Below are 21,087 nucleotides of genomic sequence, written 5' to 3'. Positions count from 1 at the left end.
GGCCCGGGCGCCTCCGATGGACGCCGCCCCAGGTCCCGAAGCGGTCTCATCGGCAAGTCCACAGTGGCGGTGCGGCCTTGACACGACCTCGAGCGGGGGTGGAAGGGGACGACCCCCGCGCCGGACGCCCGGCCGGGCCCTCCCGGCGCCGGACGCGCGACAGGGCGGCCCCGTGCCACGGGGCCGCCCTGAGGGTGTCGGTTCAGCGGTCCAGGGAGCCGATGGCCGCCAGGATCTGCCGGTTAAGGGCCGTTCCGGCGCGGGTGTCCGGCTGGTCCGAGCGGCGGGTGTCCTGCAGCGCGAGCGCCGCCAGATGGCCCGAGGGCAGGTCGAACGTGGCGAAGCGCCAGGTGTCGTCGGCGACCGGCGTACCGTCGGACCGTTCGAGAAGGATCGTTTCGGCTGCCCCCGGCACCTCACCGTCGGCCGGCCCTCGTTCCTCCCGTTCTCCCCGTCCCGCCGGTCCCGGTGGTTCCGCCCCCGTGCGGAATCCGAACTCGGTGAAGGGGAAACGCAGTCCCTGCCCCAGCGCCTTGCTGTACGCCTCCTTCAGCGTCCACAGGGAGAGCAGCACCCCGTTGCGTTCCTCGTCCGCCGTCGCCGCCAGCCGCAGCCGTTCCGGCGCCGTGCACATCAGTGTCTCCACGTCCCGCCCGCTGAGCCGCCGCTCCAGGGGCTCCGCGTCGACCCCGATCACCCCCAGCGAGGTGATCCCGCACAGCAGCAGGTCGCCGGTGTGGCTCAGGCTCACGTCGATCTGGTCGTGACCGCGCAGGTGCACCCGCCCGTTGAGCCCGTAGCTCAGTTCCAGCGAACTCGCCTCCGTGCCCAGCGCGACCGCCGCGGTGGACCGGATCAGCAGCCGGGTGGCCAGGAACCGGTCGCGCAGCTGCTCGCCGTTGAGCTTGCTGTAGCGGGCCCAGTCCCGCCCGAGCAGGAAGCGGCGCTCCTCCTCCGGCGGCAACTGCTGACGCCAGTCCGCCAGCGAGGCGTACACGAGGCCCACGCCCGACGCGTCCAGGTCGTGCAGGAGCCGGGCCCACGGCCCACCGGGCCCGTCGACCCGGCTCGGCGGGGACAGGGGCGGCCGGGGGCCGCCGCGCCGCGGGCTCATCCCGCGCACCGGGTGCGCAGCAGGTCCAGGCTGTGCGGCACACGGACCCGCTCCAGCACCTCGTCGCACAGCCGGCCCTCGATCGAGCGGGGCAGTGCGGGCACGGACCGGCCCACCCTGCGCAGCAGCCGGTGCAGGGCGAGCGCCGCCCACGCCGGGTCGGTGAGGAAGTCGTCGCCGCCAGCGCCGGCGTTCAGCCACACGCCGACGCAGGCCGCCGCGGCCAGCACCAGCGCGTACCGCTCGCTGAGCGGGAAGCTGTGGGTGTCCAGCAGGAACCCGTTCGCGGAACCGGTCAGCCTGCCCGCCTCCTCGCGGATCTCGGCGGCCTCGGCGCACAGCCCGGCGACCAGGTCCCGCATCAGGTCGGCGTGGTCCTGCCCGGTGAGCGCGTCGGGCAGCCGCTGCGCGGCGTGGGCGAGGTAGTCGAGCAGTCCGTCGCCGCCCCCGAACACGGCGAGCCGCTCGCCGTCCATCGGCGGCAACGGCACCTCGAGCCGGAAGAGGTCGGCGGGGGTCGGGTCCACGGCGGGCGCGCCGGGCGCCAGGGCCGGCAGGTAGGGCGCGATCACCGACTGGCAGATGGCGCTGCTGACGTGCCCGAACGTGATGGTGGACAGGTCCCGCATGTGCTTGCGGAAGACGGCGTTGTGACCCTGGTCGGCGTGGAAGGCGTCGCCCATCACGGCCGACAGGTCGTACAGAGCCTCGCTGACGATCTTGGGCACGATGTACTTGGTGACCGCCGTGAGCACGTCGCACTGGTCGGGCAGCAGATGCACCGAGCGGCTCGCCGTCAGCGAGAGGCAGTCGGCGACCAGCAGATCGGCGAAGGTGCCGGCCAGTGCCGAACGGGCGGAGGCGTCCCCGGCGGCTCCGCCGAACTCCCTTTCCTGCGCGGCGCGCACCGCGGCCCGCAGCGCCGTGTCGGCGAGTCCGACGGTCATGGAGGGGAAGACGGCGTGCACCGCCGGGTAGGCGCGCAGGCTCAGCGCGACGCCGTCGCCCCACGTGCCGACCAGCGACTCGCCCGGCAGCGGGCAGTCGGTGAACTGCAGGCCGGCCGCCTGCACGCCCCGCACGCCGGTGGTCCGGTGCCGGCCGAGGGCGCGCACCCGCGCGGGCGGCACCGTGGCCGGGTCGAACATCAGGATCGAGTAGTCGGTGTCCCCGTCGCCGGTGCGTACGAAGCCGATGAGGAGCTCCGCCGTGTGCGCGTTGTTGATGGCGTTCTTGCGGCCGTTGAGCCGCAGCATGCCGTCGTCGCTCCAGGCGGCGGTGTACTCCTGGGAGTGGAACTCGCTCTCGTGCTCGAAGCGTTGGCAGGCCACTCCCACCGTGCCGCCGCGCAGGATCACCGAGGCCATCCGGCCGCACTGCCGGGCGTCGCCGTTCAGCCAGACCATCTGGGCCCCCAGGAACGGCGTGAAGCCGTGGCTGAAGGCCAGTGCGGGATCGCGCCGGAAGACCGGCCGCATCACCAGGCCGAGCAGGTCGGCGCCCGCCATCCGGCCGCCGAGCGACTCGGGCACCAGTTCGGCGGGCAGGCCGAGGCTCTGGAAGCGCCGGACGCCGACCGCCGAGGTCTGGCCCGACCGGTCCGCGTCGAGGACGGCGTCGAATCCCATCGGGTTGTCGGGGTGCCAGGGGTCGCCCAGGCCGTCCTCGATCTCGTCGAGGCGGGCACGCAGCCGGGTCAGCCGGTCGGGCCGCCATTGTGTGTCGTCGCCGGTGACGGCGGCGATGATGTCGTCGTGTTCGTACATGGTCACCCCAGGGCGTGAAGAGGGGTCGCGAAGGACAGTCCCTCGCACGGTGACCCCACAGGCTGGAGACCCCCTCGACCGGGAGTCGAGGCACCACCCCGAACCCAACCCCGACACCCCCCGAACCCGCCCCCGACACCCCCGCACTCTGGAACCGCCTACCGCCCGAGCCCTGGCCACCTGGTCACGGCCCTGGCCCCGGCCCCGTCCCGACCCGGGTCCCGACCTCGGTCCCGGTCCTGGCCGCCGGCCCCGGTCGCCGGCCCGGTCCCGACCTCGGTCCCGGTTTTGGTCCCGGCCCCGGTCGCCGGCCCGGTCCCGGCCCCGGTCGCCGGCCCGGTCCCGGCCCCGGTCGCGGGCCCGGTCCCGGTCTTGGTCCCGGCCCCGGTCGCCGGCCCGGTCCCGACCTCGGTCCCGGTCTTGGTCCCGGCCCCGGTCGCGGGCCCGGTCCCGACCTCGGTCCTGCTCCTGGCCCCGGCCCAGTCCCGGTCCCGGCTCTGGTCCCGGTCCCGACCCGGGTCCCGGCCTCAGTCCTGGCCCCGGCCTCGTCTCCGCCCTCGCGCCGGGACGGTGAACGGCGCCGGTGGCGCGTGGTGTTCGGGCGGTGGCCCTCGCGGTAAGGCGGGGTTCGGTGGGCGGCGGGGTGGGTTCGGTGGCGGGCGGGGGTTTCGGTCCGGTTCGCGAGGTCAACGGCACGAAGGGCGCCGGGGCGGTGGTGGCCTCACCCCGTCCACCAGCCAGCGTCGTACCGCACGGCTCGGCGCGATGCCGCCGACCCCCGCCGGGAAGGCGCGGAACTCGCTGCGGGCCAGGGTGAGTTTCAGCAGGGCCAGGTCCTGGGGCGGGGTGAGCGGGTCCTCGGCCCCGTAGGCGACCCGTACCAGCCCGCTCAGGGGGTACAGCGTCTCCGGGCGCAGGGCCAGGGTGCCGAGCGCCTCGGGCAGCAGGTCGCGGCGGCCGGCCCCCGTCATCCGTACGAGGGTGTCCAGCTCGCCCTTCGGCAGGGACAGCAGCAGTTCGGGTTCGTCGAACAGCCGGGCCACCGGGGCGCCGACGAGCTGGACCACCCGGATCCGGTCGTCCCGCGCGGCGGCACCCAGCGCGAGGCGTCCGCCGAAGCCGAAGCCGATCACGTGGACCTGCTCGGTCATGGCCACCCGTGTGCCGTCGTCGACGAGTCGCGACAGCGCTGCCTCGGGACGGCGGGAGCCGGGCGCGGTCCCGGGCGGCCCGGTGGCGAGCACGGCGTGCCCGCGCCGCACCAGCCGGTTCAGCAGCGGCGCGTACCGGTGCGGTCCGTCGAGGCCCGCGGTGACCACGACGACCAGGGGCCCCGGTCGCGGCCGCTCCGGTACTCCTCCCCACCACACGGGCCCGTCGTCTGTCATCGGGCCCTCGCCACGTGACCGGTGACGGGCCTGGACATCACTCACTCCTCCCACGGCGGCACGACGGCACGCGAGTCCTGGGGAAACGGGACGAGTGTCCGCGCAGCGGCTAGAGAGCCGCTGAAGCCGAAGGCGGAGTGGACGGCGCCCGGTGTCGAGCCGGGTTCGAGCCGGACGTGAGCGCACCGCGGGACGCTGCCGGGAACGGGAACAGGAACGGGCCGGCGGGAGGAGAGGGGCGTGGCGCGGGTGGGTGCGAGACGGGGCCGTGCGGTGCTGCGCCGGTCGGTGAACGCCGTGACGGCCGTCTACCGGCTGCTGGTCGTCTCCGGCGCGTGCTGGGTGCCGCTCCCGGAGGACCAGTTGCGGCGGCTCCTGGGCGAGTACGCGGGCGCCGCACCGCACGGGAGGCTGACGGGACCCGGACCGGGGCATCCCGAGCGGCTGCGGCGGGACATCCCGCTCACCTCGTTGGAGCGGCGGCTGCGGCGGGAGCTGGACCTGCGCTGAGCGGGACGCCGGCCCGGCGGAACGGGTAAGCGTCAGCCGGACAGCACAGGTCAGGCCGGTCAGGCCGCTCAGTCGGTCAGACGGTCAGTCGGGGAGAGGTGTCGCGGGACTCCGCCGCGTCCCCCGCCTGCGCCGCGTCCGTAGGTACCCGGACCACCAGCCGGAAGACGTCCGCCTCGTCGTCGCGGTCGGGCCCCACCCGCAGTCCGCCCCCGACGGTGGCCACCCGGGCGGCCAGGTTGCCGAGGCCCGTGCCGTTGGGCACCGTGCTCTTCGGTACCGAACCGCCGTTTCCGACCCCGTCGTTGACCATCTCCAGTTCGACGAACTCCTCCTCCTCGTCCAGCGACGTCGTGATCGAGCAGGTACTGGACTTGCTGTGCCGCAGCATGTTGGTCACGCCCTCGCGCAGCACCGTCGCCAGGATGGTGTTGGCCGTGGACGACAGGCCGGTGACGGACACGTCGATCCGTGCGTCGATACCGGCCGCCTTCAGGACGGAGCGGGCCGACTCCGCCTCCACCAGCAGCGACATGTCCCGGTAACCGCGCGCTACTTCTCGCACGTCGGCCAGCGCCTGCCGGGAGATCGTGAGCACCTCGGCGACCTCCTCGCGGGCCCGCTGCGGGTTGTTGTCGATCAGCCGGGCGATCAGCTCGTTCTTCAGCGTGATGGAGGAGAGGCTGTAGCCGAGCAGGTCGTGCAGGTCGCGGGCGAACCGCAGACGTTCCCTCGCGACCGCCATGCGCGCCAGCTCGTCACGGGACGCGTGGATCGCGGTAGCCAGTGCGGCCAGCCTGGCGACCGCGAAGAGGACGAGCCCGGTGAGCGCCGTGGACACGCCCATGTACGCGACATTGACCACGCTGAGCGACTGCAGGGCCGAGATCACCACGACGGCGCCCGTGGTGAGGCCGAACAGCACCCAGCCGGTGACGCGGGGCAGCAGAAGGAGTAACGATCCTGCGAGAAACCCGGCCATACCGCCCCAGTGCCAGCCGAAGGCGACCAGCGGAGCGAAGGTCAGCACCGTCTGCAGCACGAGGCTCCACGGCAGCAACTGGGCGCGCCAGGCCGCCATGTGCGGTGCGGAGTGGAGGTACTGCAAGGCGGCGAGCGCCGGCGGGACCCCGACGCATGTCACGAGTTCCGCGCCGCCGGGAGCGGAGTCCAGCACGTTCACCAGCTGCATGAGCAGGTAGCCCGCGAAGACCACGACGACCAGTACCGAGGCGATGGCCGGACTGGGAGCCGCGGAACTGACCGCCGCCAGATCCGGCGTGGCGGAATTCGTTCGCCTGGGCGGAACCCTTCTTCTCCGTTCTGCCTTCTGCGACACCCGACCCCCAGTCGTCCTGGATCCCCCGAACCGGCGTCCGAATCATAACGGAGGTGAGCATCCTGTGGAGGGGACACACAAGGGTTCCGGGGAGATGACCGGTTTTCCGTGAAAGGTCCTTTTCAGCGGCCGGGTTGACGCTGGTATATGGCGACCAGTGAGGAATTCACATCCTCACACGTGAGGCGTTAACTGGCTCCGGGCCAGCGGGATTGCGTTAACTCATGCCCAGCACAGAGGCGCACCACCCCGGCAGGACCGACCGCGAAGGACAGTCCGGCACCCGGGCACCCACCGCCGCGGAGGGCAGAATTCCGGCCACCGCGCCCAGGGCTCCCGGCGCCGCCGACGCGGTCGTCGGAACCCCCGTACGACGTTCGGTCCAACGGCCCGCGGCACGACGGCCCGTTGGCGTGAAACATCCGGGACGCGGCGCACAGCACGTGATCGGCGCACAGCACGTCATCAGCGCACAGCACGTCATCAGCGCACAGCACGTCACCCGTAGCACCGACGACATCCGACGACATCCGGCGCCGTGCGCGCCGTGCGAACCCAAGGGAGTCACCATGAACCAGTCCGTCCTCGCCGACCGCCGGCTCGACTCGGTCCTCGGCACCCCCGACGACGAGATCAGGTTCGCCGAGCTGATGACCCAGGCCTTCCTCGACCCGGCGACCGCCCGGCGCTACGCCGCCGCCCCGTCCTCGGTCCTCGCCGAGTTCGGACTCGCGGTCGGCGCCGGCACGCGTACTCCCGCCCTGCCGCGGCCGGCCGGGGAGGGCGTCGTACGCGAGGACTTCTCCGGACTCGGGGACGCGAGCGTGTGCCTGCTGACGCTGTGCATCGCCGACACGGAGTACGGCACCACCGCCGAGACGGCCACCACGACCCACTGATCCGACCCCGCACCGCACGACGACGGGCACGACGACAGGTACGACGACGGGCACGACGACGGGCACGACGACGGGCACGACGACGGGCACGACGAACAGGGGGCGAAGTGTTGAGAGTGGGGTTCAGGAGACACGTACGGGCCGAGGTCGTCCCGGGCGAGGGCACGTACGTCGTGTCCGAACGGGGCATCGTCGCCTTCGAGGACGACCGGGTGGAGGTGGTCGCGCCGTTGCTCGACGGCACCAGGGACTTCCGCACCCTGGTCGCCGACGCGGCACCCCGGTGTTCCGCGATGGACGTGGCGATGGCCATCGGCCGGCTGAGCGAGGCCGAACTGCTCAGCGGCGTCCCCGGCCCGCCCGCCCGCGGACCGGCCGCCGTACCGGGTCCCGGCACCCCCGATGCCCCCGGCACCCCCCGGCAGGACGCCGTCGCCGGGCCGGCCCCCGCCGTCGGCGCCGCCGCGGCCTACTGGGAACTGGCCGGCGCCCCCGGGCCGTTGAGCTGCCTCACCGTACGGGTCGAGGCGCTCGGCGGCGCCGACGCCCTGGCCGCCGCCCGCACCTGCGCCGCCTCCGGCCTCATGGTGACCGACGACCCGGCGGACGCGGGTCTGACCCTGGTGGTCTGCGACGACTACCTCGACCCCGCACTGCGCGCCGTCGACGAACGTCAGCGCGCGGCCGGCGCACCGTGGCTGCTGGCGAAGCCGCACGGAACCACCCCCTGGGTCGGCCCCGTCTTCCGGCCCGGGGAGTCGGCCTGCTGGCAGTGCCTGGCCCACCGGATGGCAGGCCATCGCACCACCGAGGCCCATCTGCGCGCCCGCCTCGGCCGCGCCGTGCCGCACCCGCCGGCCGAGACCCCCGCGAGCCTGCTGATCGGTCACCAACTGGCTGTCGCCGAGGGCCTGAAGTGGCTGGCCGGTCACCGCTACCCGGGCCAGGACGGCGTGCTGACCTTCGACACCATCGGGTTCACCAGCAGACTGCACCCGCTGCGCGCCCGCCCCCAGTGCCCGGGCTGCGGCGACCCCACCCTGATGTCCCGGCAGGTTCTCCGCCCCGTGGCGGCGGTCTCCCGGCCGAAGGCCGAACGCACCGGCAACGGACACCGGGCCGTCTCCGCGGAACGCACCCTGCGCGCCTACGAGCACCTGATCAGCCCGATCACCGGAGTGGTCAAGGCGGTGGAACGCGACCCGCGCGGCCCCGCCGAGTTCAACTCCTTCCGCGCCGGACACAACCAGGCACACGGCGCACACGGGCTCACCGGCGCCGCCGCCCGGCTGCGCAGCGAGAGCGGCGGCAAGGGGATGACCGAACTCGACGCCCGGGTGGGCGCGTTGTGCGAGTCCCTGGAACGGCACTCCGGCACCTTCGAGGGCGGGGAATCCGTCGTGCGGGCGAGCTGGGACCAGGTGGCGGACCGCGCCGTGCACCCCGCGGCCTGCCTGCTCCACCACCCCCGTCAGGGCGTCGCCCCGTTCGAGGAGTCCGCCCCCGTCGACTGGACGCCGGTGTGGTCCCTGACCGGCGGCGAGCACCGCCTGCTGCCCACGGCCCTGCTGTACTACGACGCCCCGCGCACCCCCGGGCTCGGCGCCGTGCGGGCCGACTCCAACGGCAACGCGGGCGGCACTAGCCTGGAGGACGCCGTCGTCCAGGGCTTCCTGGAACTCGTGGAGCGCGACGCGGTCGCCCTGTGGTGGTACAACCGCACCCGGCAGGCCGGCGTGGACCTCGACTCCTTCCGGGAGCCCTGGATCGACCGCATCCGCGCCGTGCACGCCGGGCTCGGACGCGAGGTGTGGGCCCTCGACGTCACCTCAGACTTCGGCATCCCCGCCTTCGCCGCGATCACCCGGCGCACCGGCGGCGCCGCCGAGGACATCCTCTTCGGCTTCGGCGCCCACTTCGACCCGTCCGTGGCCCTGTGCCGCGCGCTGGCCGAGATGAACCAGATGATGCCGGCCGTCGTGAGCGCGGGGCCCGGCGGAACGGGCTACGGGTGCCCGGACGAGCGGCTGACGCACTGGTGGGGCACCGCGACCGTGGCCGGGCACCCCTATCTGCTGCCGGACCCCGCCGCCGCGCCGCGGACCCGCTCCGACTACCGCTACACGCCGCGCGCCGACCTGCTGGACGACGTCACGGCCATCCGCGCGGCCGTCGCCGAGCGGGGCATGGAACTCCTCGTCCTCGACCAGACCCGGCCGGACGTCGGCCTCCCCGTGGTCAAGACGATCGTGCCGGGCATGCGTCACTTCTGGGCCAGGTTCGCGCCCGGCCGGCTCTACGACGTGCCCGTCGCACTCGGCCGGCTCGCCGAACCGACGCCGTACGAGCGGCTCAACCCGGTGCCGATGTTCCTGTAGCCGGCGGCCGGGCTCCGGCAAATGTTCCACTCGGCCCGGTACGTCCCGCCTACTGTTCAAAATCGCGGTAATTCGCGCAACCCGACGGCTCACGAGTCACTCTCGTCACCGGCTCCGGCACGTAGTGTGGTTTCCGGCCAACTCCGTGCGGGGGCGCGGACGGCCGTGGAGGGGGTGAGAGCGAAGTCGTGGTCAGGATCCTGATTGCGGAAGACATGCGCATGCTGAGACGGGCCCTGGTGGAACTGATCTCCATGCAGCCCGACATCGAGGTCGTCGCCGAACTGGAGTCGGGCGCCGAGATAGTCAGCCGGGTGGCGGACCTCAAGCCGGACGTGGCCGTCCTGGACATCGAACTCCCCGTCCTGGACGGCCTTTCCGCGGCCCAGGAGATGCACGACCGCGGACTGGACACCCGGGTGCTGATCCTCACCAGTCTCGGCCGTCCCAACCATCTGCGCCGCGCCCTGGACGCCGACGTCCGGGGATTCATGCTCAAGGACGCCGGACCGGACCGGCTGGCCGACGCCATCCGCGCCGTCGCCGGCGGCGACCGGGTCTTCGACCCCCAGCTGACGCTCGCCGCGCTCGACCACGCGGAGTGCCCGCTCACGCCGCGCGAGACGGATGTGCTCCGGCTCGCCGCGGCCGGTGACGACGTCGACGAGATCGCGCGGAGCCTGCACCTGTCCGTGGGCACGGTGCGCAACTACCTGACGACGGTGGTCTACAAGCTCGGCGCCCGCAACCGCGTCGACGCGATCCGCATCGCCCGCTCGTCGGGCTGGCTGTGAGCACACCCGGGTGAATCCCTCACGGCGCGGCCATGAGGGATTCACCCGGGATCCGGTTCCCGCTCACTGGCCCGCCGTGCGCGCCGCGTGCGACGGTCGGTTGAACCGGGGACCATCGGTCCGCGGAGCGACCGTCCAGGGAGGGACACCCATGAAGCTCACCGTGCTGGGCCCGTTCTCCGCCGCCATCGACGGTGTCCCGATCGTCCCCACCGCGGCCAAGCCGCGCCAGATCCTCGCCCTGCTCGCGGTCCAGGCCGGCCAGGTCGTCACCGTCCCCTCCGTCATCGAGGAGGTCTGGGGCGCCGCCGCCTCCCCGAAGGCCCACATCAGCGTGCAGACGTACGTCCTGCAGCTGCGTACGTTCATCGGCCAGGCCCTGGGCGACCCGGCCGCCGCCCGTGAGGTGCTGGTGACCCGGCCCGGCGGCTACGCGCTGCTGACCGGACCCGACGCCGTCGACGCGCACGTCTACGACCGGCTGTGCGCCGAGGCGCAGACCGCGGTGGAGCGGGGCGACGACGCCCGCGGGGCCCGGCTGTTCCGCACGGCGCTCGAACTGTGGCACGGCGACGCCTTCGCCGACGTGTGCACCGGTGCCGTGCTGGGCCTGGAGGCCATGCGGCTGCGCCAGAGCCGGACCGGTGTCCTGGAACGCCGCATCGCCGCGGAGCTGCGCCTGGGCGCGCACGAGCGGCTGCTGCCCGAACTGGCCTCGCTCACCGCGCTCCACCCGCACGACGAGGCCCTTCAGGCGCTGTACATGGCGGCGCTGGACCGGTCCGGCCGCCCCGAGGACGCCCTCACCGTCTACGACGCCCTGTGCCGGCGTCTCGACGAGCAGTACGGCCTGCTGCCCTCGCTGGAACTGCGCCGCCTGGCGGCCGGCGTGCGCCCCCGCGCGGCGACGGCCTCCCCGGCCTGAGCGCCCCGCCCGGCACGCCCACGGGGCCGACCGTCCGCTTCGTACACCGGTCCTGTCCGGGCCCGTCCCGTCGCCCGGCGGGGCGGGCGCCCGTGCACCGTCCCGGCTGCCCGCCCGCCGTCCCGGCGTCGCGGCGTCGCGGGCGTCTGCCCGGCCCTTCGTCCCACCCCCGTTCCGGGGAGGGTCTCCAGCGCCTCCCTAACGTCCCTCCAGCGGCCCCGTGTGTGCTGAGCGGTGCCGGCCCTGCGCGGTGAGAGCGCTCGGCCCCTTGCTGCGAGGGGGAGACATGCGTGTGCTGTTCGCCGCACGGCGCTCCCTGCCGCACCTGGCCCCGATGGCGCCGACCGCCCTGGCCTGCGTGGCCGCCGGGCACGAGGTGCGGATCGCGGCGCCGGTGCGGCCGGACGGCTACCTGCTCCGCACCGGGCTGTCCGTGCGGCCGCCCGAACCCGGCTGGCGCCCGCATCTGGTGGTGCGCGCGCAGGACGGGGACGGACCGGCCCCCTGGCCGCAGGACGGCCCGGTGGTGCACTGGACGGCCCTGGACCACCGCGTCGCCGTCCCCCGGCGGGACGGCGACGCCGCACCGTGGTGCGTCGACCCCTGCCCGCCCGCGCTGCGTACCGGCGCCGAGGCCGGAGCGTGGTCGGTGCGGCACGAGGAACCGGCCACGGCGCCTCCCGCGCCCCGCTGGCTCCGGACACCCCCCGCCCGCCTGCGGGTGTGTCTGCGCCCCGGCGCGGGGCACGACACCTGGCCGGTCGGCCGGGTACGCCGGGTCGCCCGCGCGGTGCACGGGCTCGACGCGGAGCTGGTGGTCGTGGTCGGCCCCCGTACGCGGTACGCCTACCGGGACGCCTTCGAGGGGCCCGTGCGGTTCGCCGACCCCCTCCTGACCGGCCCGGTGCTGGCCACCAGCGCGGGCGTCGTCCACGAGGGCGGGCCGGACGTCACCCTGGCCGCCGCGGCCCGCGGAGTCCCGCAACTCGTGCTCACCGGCGTCCGCCCGCCCGGCGACCGGCTGTACCGGATCGGCGCCGGACAGCGCCTCGCGGCGGCCGACGCCGAGGACGCGGCGGACCTGGCGGACGCGCTGCGGCTGCGGCGGCGGCTGGCCGAACTGCTGTACGGCGGCCGGGCCCTGGCCGCCGCGGAACGGATCCGGGCCGGGATCGCGGCGCTGGAGCCGCCGGACGCGCTGGTCGGCCCGCTGGAGGAGTACGCGGCGGGCGCGCGGTACACCGGCCCCCCGCACGTGACGTACCCGCCGGGAGACCGGCCGGGCCGGTACCGCGGAAGGCCCGCGGCGAGCCGCCGACAGGAACAGGAAGGTGAGCGGGCGACATGAGCACCAACGAGGCGAAACGAACCACACCCGCCCCCGCGCCACCCCCGACGCCCGCACCCGTCCCCACAGCGATCGCGGCACCTGCCGCCGTCCCCACGCCCGTCACGACACCCGCGCCCGGTCCCACGGCTCCGCCGGCGTCTGTGTCCGGTCCTGGGGCGGATGTGGCACCCGTGCCCGGTTCCGTGGCGCTGCCGGCGCCTGTGCCCGGTCCTGCGGCGGTCGTGGCGTCTGCCCCCGGTCCCGGGACGGTCATGACGCCCGTGCCCGGTTCCGCGGTTCTGCCGGCCTCCGCGTCCGGTCCTGTGGCGGGTGCGGTGGCGGTGGCTGTGTCCGGTGTTGCGGGGGGCGTGGCGCCCGTGCCCGGCCCCGTGGTTTCAGCGGTGTCCGCGCCGGGCCCCGTGGTGGTCGGGCCGCGCCGGTCCGCGTCCGCCGGTGTCGGGCAGGAGGCACCGCACCTGCGTGAACTCACCGGCAGGCTAGCCGAGTTGCGAGAGCTCGCCGTCGCGGGTCCCGGCGAGGCGGCGACCGAGGCGCAGCACCGGCGGGGGCGGCTCACCGTTCGGGAGCGGCTGGAACTGCTCTTCGACGAGGGGACGTTCCGCGAGATCGAGACCCTGCGCCGGCACCGGGCCACCGGCTTCGGACTGGAGGACCGCAGGCCGTACACCGACGGCGTGGTCACCGGCTGGGGTCTGGTGGAGGGCCGGCGGGTCTTCGCGTACGCCCACGACTTCCGGATCTTCGGCGGCGCCCTCGGCGAGGCCCACGCCCAGAAGATCCACAAGGTGATGGACCTGGCCGAAACGGCCGGCGCCCCGCTGGTGAGCCTCAACGACGGTGCCGGCGCCCGCATCCAGGAGGGCATCTCCGCGCTCGCCGGGTACGGCGGGATCTTCCGGCGCAACGTCCGCGCCTCCGGTGTCGTCCCCCAGATCAGCGTCATGCTCGGCCCGTGCGCCGGCGGTGCCGCCTACTCGCCCTCGCTCACCGACTTCGTGTTCATGGTGCGCTCCACCTCCCAGATGTTCGTGACCGGCCCGGACGTGGTGCGGGCCGTGACCGGGGAAGAGGTCACCCACGAGGAACTGGGCGGCGCCGAGGTGCACGCCGCACGCTCCGGGGTCGCCGCCTTCGTCCACGACGACGAGGAGAGCTGCCTGGCGGAGGTGCGCCACCTGCTGACCCTACTGCCGTCCAACAACCGCGAACTGCCCCCCGAGACGGAGCCCGACGACCCGGTGGACCGGCGCTGCGAGGCTCTGCTCGACCTGGTCCCGGCCGAAGCCCGCCGCAGTTACGACATCCGTCCCGTCATCGCGGAGATCGTCGACGACGGCGACTTCACCGAGGTGCACGAACAGTGGGCGCCGAACGTCGTGTGCGCGCTGGCCCGCCTCGGCGGCCAGACCGTGGGCCTCGTGGCCAACCAGCCCTCGGTGTCCGCCGGCGTCCTGGACATCGACGCCTCCCAGAAAGCGGCCCGCTTCGTGCAGTTCTGCGACGCGTTCAGCATCCCGCTGGTCACGCTCGTGGACGTACCGGGCTTCCTGCCGGGCGTGGACCAGGAGCACGGCGGCATCATCCGGCACGGCGCGAAGCTGCTGTACGCCTACTGCGACGCCACCGTGCCCCGCGTCCAGGTGATCCTGCGCAAGGCGTACGGCGGCGCGTACATCGTGCTCGACTCCCGCTCCATCGGCTGCGACCTGTCCTTCGCCTGGCCCGGCAACGAGATCGCGGTCATGGGCGCGGAGGGCGCCGCAGGCGTGGTCTTCCGCAGGCGGATCGCCGCCGCCGAGGACCCGGAGGCGACCCGGGCACAGCTGGTCGAGGAGTACCGCACCGAACTCATGCACCCCTACTACGCCGCCGAACGCGGCCTCGTGGACGACGTCATCGACCCCGCCGACACCCGCAGGGTGCTCATCGACGCGCTGGCCATGCTGCGCGCCAAGCACCGTGCGGGTCCGGCCCGCAAGCATGGGAACCAACCACAATGACCTCACGGACGACCCCTTCCACGCCTGCGCAGACGCGGGCGCCCTTCCCCCTCCCCCCGGCCGTCGCGGTCGCCGACGCGTCGGCCGTCGCGCAGCCCCCGAAGCCGCTGCTGGTCTTCCACGGCGACCCCACCCCGGACGAGATCGCCGCGGTCACCGCGGCGATCCTGGCGGTCCTGCCCCGCCGTGCCCCCCGGTCCGGGACCACAGCCCACCGCCGCGCCCGCCGGGCACGCTGGAGCCCGCCCGAGGTGCCGACGGCCTCCTGGCAACGGGCGGGGTGACGGCGTGACGCCCCGGTCGAGGACCCCGGCTCAGGGCACGGGACGCGCCGGTCCGTCCGACGCATCCGGTTCGTCCGGCAGCTCGCGGTGCTCGCCGACCGCCGGGGTCCACAGGTCCTCCGCGGCACGTCCGGCCTCCGACCAGGCGGCGCGGGCGCGTTCCACGGGCTCCGTCAGGGGCTCGCCGGAGAGCGCGAAGGTGCCCCAGTGCATCGTCGCCATGCGCGCCGCCCCGGTGTCGGCGCAACCGCGCACGGCCTCCTCCGGACTGACGTGCGCGTGGGAGAGCAGCGCGCGCGGCGCGTAGGCGCCGACCGGCATCAGGGCCAGGGAGATCGTCGGGAAGACCGCGCCGATCCGCGCGAAGTGCGGTCCGTACGCGGTGTCCCCCGCGAAGTACACCCGGGTCCGTCCCGCCGTGAGCACCCAGCCGCCCCACAGGCTCCGGCACAGGTCGAACGGCCCGCGCCGGCTCCAGTGCCTGGCCGGCACGCAGGCCAGCCGCACGCCGTCCAGCACCGCCTCCTGCCACCAGTCCAGCTCCGTGACCCGGACGAAGCCGCGCACCCGGAACCAGCGGCCCAGCCCCGCCGGCACGAACACGGGCGTGGTGCGCGGCAGCCGCCGTACGGTCGCCGCGTCCAGGTGGTCGTAGTGGTTGTGGCTCACCACGACCGCGTCCACCCGGGGCAGCTCCTCCCAGGCCACGCCCGGCGGCGTCAACCGCGCGCCCGCGCCGGGAATGCGCGGCGACCACACGGGGTCGGTGAGCACGGTGAGTCCCCCCAGGCGCACCACGAAGGTGGCGTGCCCCACCCAGGTCACCGAGGCGCCCGCCGTCCCGCCCAAGGACGCCGGCCCCGCGTGCACCGGGATGCGGTGCGCCTCGCTCCGGTCCGGCCGCAGCGCGCCCCGCGCCATGGCGGCCGCGACGTCCAGCGGACTGGGCAGCGGATCGACGAGCCGGTGCCGGTACCCGCCGGGCCGGTCGCAGGCGGCGCCGAGAGGGCGTTGCTCGAGCACGGGCGTTCGCGGCCCGGGGTGGGGTGCGGTCACGGGATCACCGGTTCCGGGGTCGGGGGTGTGCGGTGCGGTCACGGGGCCGTCGCTGCCGCCGGGGCCGGGACGAGGGCGCGGAGTGCGGCCCGGTCCACCTTGCCGTTGGGCAGCCGTGGCAGGGCCTCCAGGTGCTCGGCGCGGTGCACGCGCTCGGCGGCCGGGCGGCCCCGGTCCAGCTCGTCCACCAGGTCCTCCACCCCGGGACCGCCGGGGCGCGTGACGACGAACGCCACCGTCAGCGCCTCCCCGTCCGCGGCACCCTCGGCCGGTATGCCCAGCACCGCGCACTCCCGTACGTCCGGGTGGGCGCCCACGCGCCGCTCGACGCGCCCGGGGGAGACGAGTTCGCCGCCGTGCCGGTACAGGTCGCAGACCCGGTCCAGGACGAACAGCGTGCCGTCCGCGTCGAGCCGTCCGGCGTCGCCCGTGGCGAGCCAGCCGTCCGCGTCGGCGAGCGGGACGACGGCCAGCCCGCCGGCCGCGTCCGCCCGGGCGTATCCGGCCGCGACGTGCGGACCCGCCACCTCGATCGCGCCGACCTCCCCGGGCCCCAGCGGCCGCCCGTCGGCGAGGCCGACCACCCGGGTCCTGGCCCCGGGCAGCGCCGGGCCCACCGAACCGGCGGGCGCGCCCCCGGCGCCCGCGGAGTGGGCGAGCCCCGCCGTCTCGGTCAGTCCGTATCCCTGGACCAGGGGAACGCCGAGGCGTTCGGTCAGCCGCCGGACGGCCGACGGCGGCAGCGGCAGCCCCCCGGTCCCGATCAGCCGCGCCCGCGGCAGGACCAGCGTGTCGAGACGCGGGTCGGCGGACAGGCGGGCCAGCTGGAACGGCAGCGCGTAGAAGTGCGTGGCCTCGGCGGCGGCCCCGGCGCGCACGGCGTCGACTGGGTCGGGGCCGCCCGCCAGTACCTGGGTGGCCCCGGCCCGCACCGCGGCGTTCAGATGCATGGGGTGGTAGATCGGCAGCCCGTTGAGCACCACGGAGTCCGCGCCGACGCCGTGGGCGGCACCGATCTGGCCGGCGCCCGTCACCAGATTGCGGTGGGTCAGCGCGACCGCCTTGGGCCGCCCCGTGCTGCCGCTGGTGAACATGAGCGCCGCGACGTCGTCCTCGGCACCGGTACGCCCACCGCCGGCCGGCCCGGCGTCCGGCGCGGGCCCGTCCGCCGCCGGCAGCTCCTCGAAGGTCAGCACGTGCTCCAGCGTCGCGACCCCGTCCAGCGCCCGCGCCACCCGTGCCCGCACCTCCCCGCCCAGCACCGCCGCACCGGCGCCGACCGACGCGAGCAACCCCTGCCACAGGGGCGGCGGCAGCAGCGGGTTGACCGGGGCCACCACGTGACCGCTGCGCACCACCGCGTAGTACACCGCGGGGAAGTCCGGCCCGAGAACGGAGGAGACGGCCACGACCCGGCGCCGGTCGGTGCCGAGCCGGGCACGCAGGACGGCGGCGGTCGCCTCGATCCAGGCGTCGAGACCGGCGTACGTCAGCTCCGTGCCGTCGGCGGCGCGGATCGCGACCCGGTCACCGGCGCGGCGGGCCGCCGCCCGGGGGAGCGCGTCCAGCAGGACCGGCCGCCCGCTTCCGGCGGCCTGGGTGGGGGCTGTGGTCACGGTGTTCCGTCCCTTCTCGCGTGCGCGGACCCCCATCGGGACGCGCGTGGCCGCACCCTGCGCGGCCAGGCTGGAGGCCCGATCGAGCACCCCTGAACGAGAGCCGCCCGAGTCCGTGCCGAGCGGCCGGCGCCAGCCTGCCGAACTCCGCATCCACGCCCACGCCCACGTCCACGCCAGGAGCCGACATGACCATCACCCCTGACACCATCACCCGGGACACCATCACCCCCGAACACACCACCGCGGCACAGCGGTACCGCTCCCTGCTGGACTTCTACGCCCGTCAGATGCACGCCGCCGACGCGGACGACGCGGACGCCTACGCGCGGACGTTCACCGAGGACACGGTCTTCGTCAGCAACGCCCTGCCCGCCCCCGTCCGGGGCCGGGAGACCGTCCGGGAGTCGACCCGCCGGTTCGGCGCCGCGCGCGCCGCCCGCGGTGTCGTACGCCGGCACCTGCTCACCTCGATGACGGTCGACGACCTGCCGGACGGGGCGCTGGCGACCCGCAGCTACGTCCTGCTCGTCGAGACGCCGCGCGGGGGCGGCCCGCAGGCGTACCTCAGCACGGTCTGCTCGGACGAGGTGGTCGCCGCGGACGGCGGCTGGCAGGTACGGCGCCGGGCCGTGCAGCGCGACGACCTGCCGCCGCTCGACTGACCGGCTTACGCGCAGGTACGCGCACACGTGCCGCGGGGCGGGCCTCCTCACCGGAGACCCGCCCCGCGGCACGCGGACGCCCGCTCACGCCTCCGGCACGTGCGCCACCGCCCGGGTCCAGCCCGCTCCGGCCCGCGCGATCTTGACGGGGAAGCAGCTGACGGTGAAGCCGAAGGGCCGCGGCAGCGCCTCGATCCCCGCCAGCCGCTCGATCTGGCAGTACTCGGTCTCCCGCCCCGCGAAGTGCGCCGGCCACAGCACGCCCGGGTCACCGGTCTCCTGGAAGGTCCGGATGATGTGGCCGAAGGGGGCGTCCAGACTGAACGCGTCGGTGCCGATGACCCGGATGCCCAGGTCGAGCAGGAGGCGCACGGCCGAGCCGTCGAGCCCGGTGAAGTCCGTGAAGTAGCTCTGCGTGCCGACCCGTTCGGCGGCGCCCGTGTCGAGCAGGACGATGTCCAGCGGCTGCGGCACGTAACCGGTGGCCGCGATCGCCTTCTCCAGGAACGCGGCGTCGACGGTGCCGGTCCCGGCGTCGCGCAGGTCGAGGGTGAACGCCGGCCGGTGGAACCAGTCCAGCGGCATCTGGTCGATGGTGCGCGGCTCGGCGCCGCCCGGCCCGCGGGAGCCGTAGTGGGCGGGCGCGTCCACGTGGGTGCCGGTGTGCGCCGTCAGGGTCAGGAAGTCGTTGGTCAGGAACTCGCCGTCGGGCAGCACGGAGGTGTGGAAGTCCACGCCGAACGCCCGGCGCATGCCGTCGGCCATGTGCCGGGCGCCCTCCTGCGCCGACATGACGGTGTGGGTCACCGGGTCCGGCTCCCAGAACGTGCTGTCCACGGGGGACGACAGGTCGATCAGTGCCATGGGTTGCTCCTCGCGGGCGAGAGGGGGCGCCGGTGCGGCGGCGGTGGGTGTCGCGGTGGTGGTGTTCCGGCCATCCTCGGCAGCGCCCCTCGTACCTCCCTGGAGCAGTCGTGAACCCCTGGCGGTCTTCAGCGCGGGCCTAGCCGCCCTCGAGCCCGCACCGCGACCGTCGTACCGGCGGCGCGGCACGCGTGACCGCCGTCCGCCCCACCGATCGGAGGAACCGCCATGCCGACCGCACAGCCGGAGGTCGTCACGCCGGGCACCGACCCGCGACTCCGCCACGAGGTGGAGGAGTTCTACGCCCGCCACTTCCAGGCCGGGGACGGCGGCGACCCGGTCGCCTGGGCCGCCGGGTTCGCCCGCGAGGGCACCTTCAGCTCCAACGCCCGCCCGGAGCCGGTGACCGGCCGGCAGGTCATCGAGGCGGCCGTGACCCGCATGTTCGCGGACCGTGCCGCCCGGGGCGACGTGCACCGCCACATGCTCACCCAACTCACCGTGGAGCAGCGCCCGGACGGCCTGCTGCTCGCCCGTGCGTACGTCCTGGTGGTCTCCACCCGCCGGGGCGCCGACGACGGTGGTCCCACGCTGCTGGCCAGCACCGTGTGCGAGGACGTCCTCACCCGTGAGGACGGCCGGCTGCGCATCCTGTCCCGCCACGTGGACCGCGACGACCTGCCACCGGCCGCCCGTTAGACGGGCCCGCCCCTGGTCGTACGCCCCCAGCCCGTGCCCCGGTCGACGTCCCCCGCGACCGGGGCACGATCACGTCCGCAGGCCGCACCGGCCGCACACGCCACAAGCCGCATGCCGCCGCCCGCCCATCCGAATCCGAACGGTGGGCGGGCGGCGGCATGGGGGGCCGGGTCAGGCGGCGGCCTGCACGGGGCGCGTCGCGTTGACGACGGCCAGCAACTGGTACGGCGTCTCCGCCTCGGCGACGACGTCGTCGGGCAGCGCCGCACCCAGGTCGCGCTCGATGCGCCCGGTGGCCTGGAGCAGGGCCAGCGAGTCGTAGCCGAGGTCCGTGAAGGGCGTGTGCAGCACGTCCCCGGTCAGGTCCACGCCCTCCTCCTCGCCCGCGCAGTCGCGCAGGATGTCCAGCAGCTGGTTCAGGGTCAGGTGTTCCATGACGATCCTTCCGTAGTGTTCGCTGTTCAGCCGCGACGCTGCTCGGCGTACTCCTTCGCGTACCTGAGCGTCGTGGAGCTGTTGGTGCCGAGGGCGTGGCGCACCAGCGTCCTCGCCTGGGCCGTGGTCGTGTCCGCCCCGAGCTGCTCCCGGACTCCGGCCGGGTCCAGGCTCACGGTGTGCCAGGAGGTGGCGGTGACGGTGTCGCCGTGCTGCTCGACCGTCCAGCGGCCGGTGTGGCCGGTCATGACGGGCGGGACCTTGAGCTGCTTGTAGACCAGCAGGCCCCGGTCGGGGAAACTCACCCGCACCGAGCGGGTGTTGTGCACCGAGCCGTCCGGGCCGCGGGTGTCCATGTCCAGTACCTGGATGCCGCCCGGCTCCTCGGTGAAGCGCGCGGCGGCCACGTGCGGCAGCCGCTGCGGCCAGGCGTCGGCGCGGTCGAGGAAGGCGTACACGTCGTCGGCGGACCCCTGGATCTCCGCGCTGTCGCTGAAGGAGAACGTCAGCTCCGGCCGCTGCACGGCGGTCTCGGCGGCGCCGCGCAGGGCGGCCAGCTCGGCCTCGCTGTTGTGCTCCACCGCCCTGGCCACCCAGGCCGCCGCCTCCGGCTCGTCGTCGACGACGCTGTAGTCGTGCAGCAGCACCACCCGGGTCGCGTCGCCGACGGCCTCGACGCGCCACTCGCCGCCCATCCCCGCGACCGGCGGCGAGGAGACCACCTGGCGGAAGGCGACCGTTCCGGCGGACCGGTCCAGGGTGCGGCGCGAGGTCCAGGACCGGACCTCGTCGTTGGCGAACGCCCAGATGCGCAGCAGCTGTTCCCCCTCCTTCCCCTTGGACACCTCGGCGTGCACCGTGGGGCCGAACACCTGGGGCCAGCCGGTCACGTCGGCCACCAGGGCGAAGACGCGGTCCGGCGGAGCACTGGTGAGTACTTCGTGGCGGGTGTGATGGATCGTTTGCACGGGTGTTTCCTTCCAGGGGCAGAACGACGAGGGGAA

At 74.6% G+C, this 21,087-nt stretch carries 19 protein-coding genes; 10 read left to right on the top strand and 9 right to left on the bottom strand.

The features are described 5' to 3' along the window. Window positions 1-202: 202 nt before the first annotated feature. From ACIQFU_RS17210 to ACIQFU_RS17200, 3 genes are all read right to left on the bottom strand, one after another. A complete protein-coding gene (locus tag ACIQFU_RS17210; protein WP_402552289.1) occupies window positions 203-1,114 on the bottom strand; it encodes a 4'-phosphopantetheinyl transferase family protein in 912 nt (303 codons plus the stop codon). Further along, window positions 1,111-2,880, bottom strand: a complete 1,770-nt coding sequence (locus ACIQFU_RS17205; RefSeq protein ID WP_402552287.1) for an acyl-CoA dehydrogenase — start codon at window positions 2,878-2,880, stop codon at window positions 1,111-1,113. Before ACIQFU_RS17205 ends, ACIQFU_RS17210 begins: the two co-directional genes overlap by 4 nt. Before the next feature lie 686 nt (window positions 2,881-3,566). After that, the gene (locus ACIQFU_RS17200; RefSeq protein ID WP_402552285.1) at window positions 3,567-4,268 is read right to left on the bottom strand and encodes an alpha/beta fold hydrolase; all 702 of its coding nucleotides are present in this window, start codon (window positions 4,266-4,268) and stop codon (window positions 3,567-3,569) included. A gap of 240 nt (window positions 4,269-4,508) precedes the next feature. Here ACIQFU_RS17200 and ACIQFU_RS17195 point away from each other — a divergent pair, with 240 nt between their 5' ends. After that, a complete protein-coding gene (locus ACIQFU_RS17195) occupies window positions 4,509-4,778 on the top strand; it encodes a DUF6059 family protein (protein ID WP_402552283.1) in 270 nt (89 codons plus the stop codon). A gap of 76 nt (window positions 4,779-4,854) precedes the next feature. Here the strand turns inward: ACIQFU_RS17195 and ACIQFU_RS17190 are convergent, their stop codons facing one another. Further along, entirely contained in the window at window positions 4,855-5,994 is a 1,140-nt protein-coding gene (locus tag ACIQFU_RS17190) for a sensor histidine kinase (protein ID WP_402552282.1), read from the bottom strand. A gap of 692 nt (window positions 5,995-6,686) precedes the next feature. On the opposite strand from ACIQFU_RS17190, the gene ACIQFU_RS17185 reads away from it, so the two are divergent. The 7 genes from ACIQFU_RS17185 to ACIQFU_RS17155 all read left to right on the top strand — a co-directional run bounded on the left by ACIQFU_RS17185 (window position 6,687) and on the right by ACIQFU_RS17155 (window position 14,748). Then, entirely contained in the window at window positions 6,687-7,016 is a 330-nt protein-coding gene (locus ACIQFU_RS17185; protein WP_402552281.1) for a hypothetical protein, read from the top strand. Window positions 7,017-7,132: 116 nt separating this feature from the next. Next, complete coding sequence (locus ACIQFU_RS17180) at window positions 7,133-9,394, top strand: TOMM precursor leader peptide-binding protein (protein ID WP_402552279.1); 2,262 nt, start codon at window positions 7,133-7,135, stop codon at window positions 9,392-9,394. Between the two features lie 188 nt (window positions 9,395-9,582). Beyond that, entirely contained in the window at window positions 9,583-10,188 is a 606-nt protein-coding gene (locus tag ACIQFU_RS17175) for a DNA-binding response regulator (RefSeq protein ID WP_402552277.1), read from the top strand. A 151-nt stretch (window positions 10,189-10,339) separates the two neighbouring features. Next, window positions 10,340-11,113 carry a BTAD domain-containing putative transcriptional regulator gene (locus ACIQFU_RS17170; RefSeq protein WP_402552276.1) on the top strand — a complete coding sequence of 258 codons (774 nt, stop codon included), beginning with the start codon at window positions 10,340-10,342 and terminating at the stop codon, window positions 11,111-11,113. 286 nt (window positions 11,114-11,399) lie between these two features. Beyond that, a complete protein-coding gene (locus ACIQFU_RS17165) occupies window positions 11,400-12,461 on the top strand; it encodes a glycosyltransferase (RefSeq protein ID WP_402552275.1) in 1,062 nt (353 codons plus the stop codon). Window positions 12,462-12,919: 458 nt separating this feature from the next. Continuing rightward, window positions 12,920-14,464, top strand: a complete 1,545-nt coding sequence (locus tag ACIQFU_RS17160) for an acyl-CoA carboxylase subunit beta (RefSeq protein WP_402552350.1) — start codon at window positions 12,920-12,922, stop codon at window positions 14,462-14,464. After that, on the top strand, window positions 14,461-14,748 hold the full coding sequence (locus ACIQFU_RS17155; RefSeq protein ID WP_402552273.1) for an acyl-CoA carboxylase epsilon subunit: 288 nt from the start codon (window positions 14,461-14,463) through the stop codon (window positions 14,746-14,748). The genes ACIQFU_RS17160 and ACIQFU_RS17155 overlap by 4 nt, the downstream gene beginning before the upstream one ends. 30 nt (window positions 14,749-14,778) lie before the next feature. Here ACIQFU_RS17155 and ACIQFU_RS17150 read toward each other — a convergent pair whose 3' ends face one another. Then, complete coding sequence (locus ACIQFU_RS17150; protein ID WP_402552271.1) at window positions 14,779-15,771, bottom strand: MBL fold metallo-hydrolase; 993 nt, start codon at window positions 15,769-15,771, stop codon at window positions 14,779-14,781. A gap of 71 nt (window positions 15,772-15,842) precedes the next feature. Beyond that, entirely contained in the window at window positions 15,843-17,420 is a 1,578-nt protein-coding gene (locus ACIQFU_RS17145) for a class I adenylate-forming enzyme family protein (protein WP_402552270.1), read from the bottom strand. 188 nt (window positions 17,421-17,608) lie between these two features. Here ACIQFU_RS17145 and ACIQFU_RS17140 point away from each other — a divergent pair, with 188 nt between their 5' ends. After that, entirely contained in the window at window positions 17,609-18,085 is a 477-nt protein-coding gene (locus ACIQFU_RS17140; RefSeq protein ID WP_402552268.1) for a nuclear transport factor 2 family protein, read from the top strand. Window positions 18,086-18,169: 84 nt separating this feature from the next. Here ACIQFU_RS17140 and ACIQFU_RS17135 read toward each other — a convergent pair whose 3' ends face one another. Next, complete coding sequence (locus tag ACIQFU_RS17135) at window positions 18,170-18,949, bottom strand: cyclase family protein (protein WP_402552267.1); 780 nt, start codon at window positions 18,947-18,949, stop codon at window positions 18,170-18,172. Between the two features lie 228 nt (window positions 18,950-19,177). Between ACIQFU_RS17135 and ACIQFU_RS17130 the strand changes: the two genes are divergently transcribed. Further along, window positions 19,178-19,648: a nuclear transport factor 2 family protein gene (locus ACIQFU_RS17130; protein ID WP_402552265.1), complete on the top strand. Its 471-nt coding sequence runs from the start codon at window positions 19,178-19,180 to the stop codon at window positions 19,646-19,648. A 171-nt stretch (window positions 19,649-19,819) separates the two neighbouring features. On the opposite strand, the gene ACIQFU_RS17125 is transcribed toward ACIQFU_RS17130, so the two are convergent. Together ACIQFU_RS17125 and ACIQFU_RS17120 are read right to left on the bottom strand one after the other, a co-directional pair. Beyond that, on the bottom strand, window positions 19,820-20,083 hold the full coding sequence (locus ACIQFU_RS17125; protein ID WP_402552263.1) for an acyl carrier protein: 264 nt from the start codon (window positions 20,081-20,083) through the stop codon (window positions 19,820-19,822). Between the two features lie 26 nt (window positions 20,084-20,109). Next, the gene (locus tag ACIQFU_RS17120; protein ID WP_402552261.1) at window positions 20,110-21,051 is read right to left on the bottom strand and encodes an aromatase/cyclase; all 942 of its coding nucleotides are present in this window, start codon (window positions 21,049-21,051) and stop codon (window positions 20,110-20,112) included. Between the last annotated feature and the right edge of the window lie 36 nt (window positions 21,052-21,087).

The sequence above is a fragment of the Streptomyces sp. NPDC093065 genome (genome assembly GCF_044754585.1).
In the GTDB taxonomy this organism is placed as follows: Bacteria; Actinomycetota; Actinomycetes; order Streptomycetales; family Streptomycetaceae; genus Streptomyces.
Note: the sequence above shows the minus strand (reverse complement) of the source record. Positions and strands in the feature narration are given on the sequence as shown.

Bases quoted from the DNA above. Each gene is read 5' to 3' on its own strand.
- ACIQFU_RS17170 (WP_402552276.1), top strand. From the start codon at position 10,340: ATGAAGCTCACCGTGCTGGGCCCGTTCTCCGCCGCCATCGACGGTGTC.
- ACIQFU_RS17210 (WP_402552289.1), bottom strand. From the start codon at position 1,114: ATGAGCCCGCGGCGCGGCGGCCCCCGGCCGCCCCTGTCCCCGCCGAGC.
- ACIQFU_RS17155 (WP_402552273.1), top strand. From the start codon at position 14,461: ATGACCTCACGGACGACCCCTTCCACGCCTGCGCAGACGCGGGCGCCC.
- ACIQFU_RS17165 (WP_402552275.1), top strand. From the start codon at position 11,400: ATGCGTGTGCTGTTCGCCGCACGGCGCTCCCTGCCGCACCTGGCCCCG.
- ACIQFU_RS17185 (WP_402552281.1), top strand. From the start codon at position 6,687: ATGAACCAGTCCGTCCTCGCCGACCGCCGGCTCGACTCGGTCCTCGGC.
- ACIQFU_RS17125 (WP_402552263.1), bottom strand. From the start codon at position 20,083: ATGGAACACCTGACCCTGAACCAGCTGCTGGACATCCTGCGCGACTGC.
- ACIQFU_RS17135 (WP_402552267.1), bottom strand. From the start codon at position 18,949: ATGGCACTGATCGACCTGTCGTCCCCCGTGGACAGCACGTTCTGGGAG.
- ACIQFU_RS17200 (WP_402552285.1), bottom strand. From the start codon at position 4,268: ATGACAGACGACGGGCCCGTGTGGTGGGGAGGAGTACCGGAGCGGCCG.
- ACIQFU_RS17140 (WP_402552268.1), top strand. From the start codon at position 17,609: ATGACCATCACCCCTGACACCATCACCCGGGACACCATCACCCCCGAA.
- ACIQFU_RS17130 (WP_402552265.1), top strand. From the start codon at position 19,178: ATGCCGACCGCACAGCCGGAGGTCGTCACGCCGGGCACCGACCCGCGA.
- ACIQFU_RS17205 (WP_402552287.1), bottom strand. From the start codon at position 2,880: ATGTACGAACACGACGACATCATCGCCGCCGTCACCGGCGACGACACA.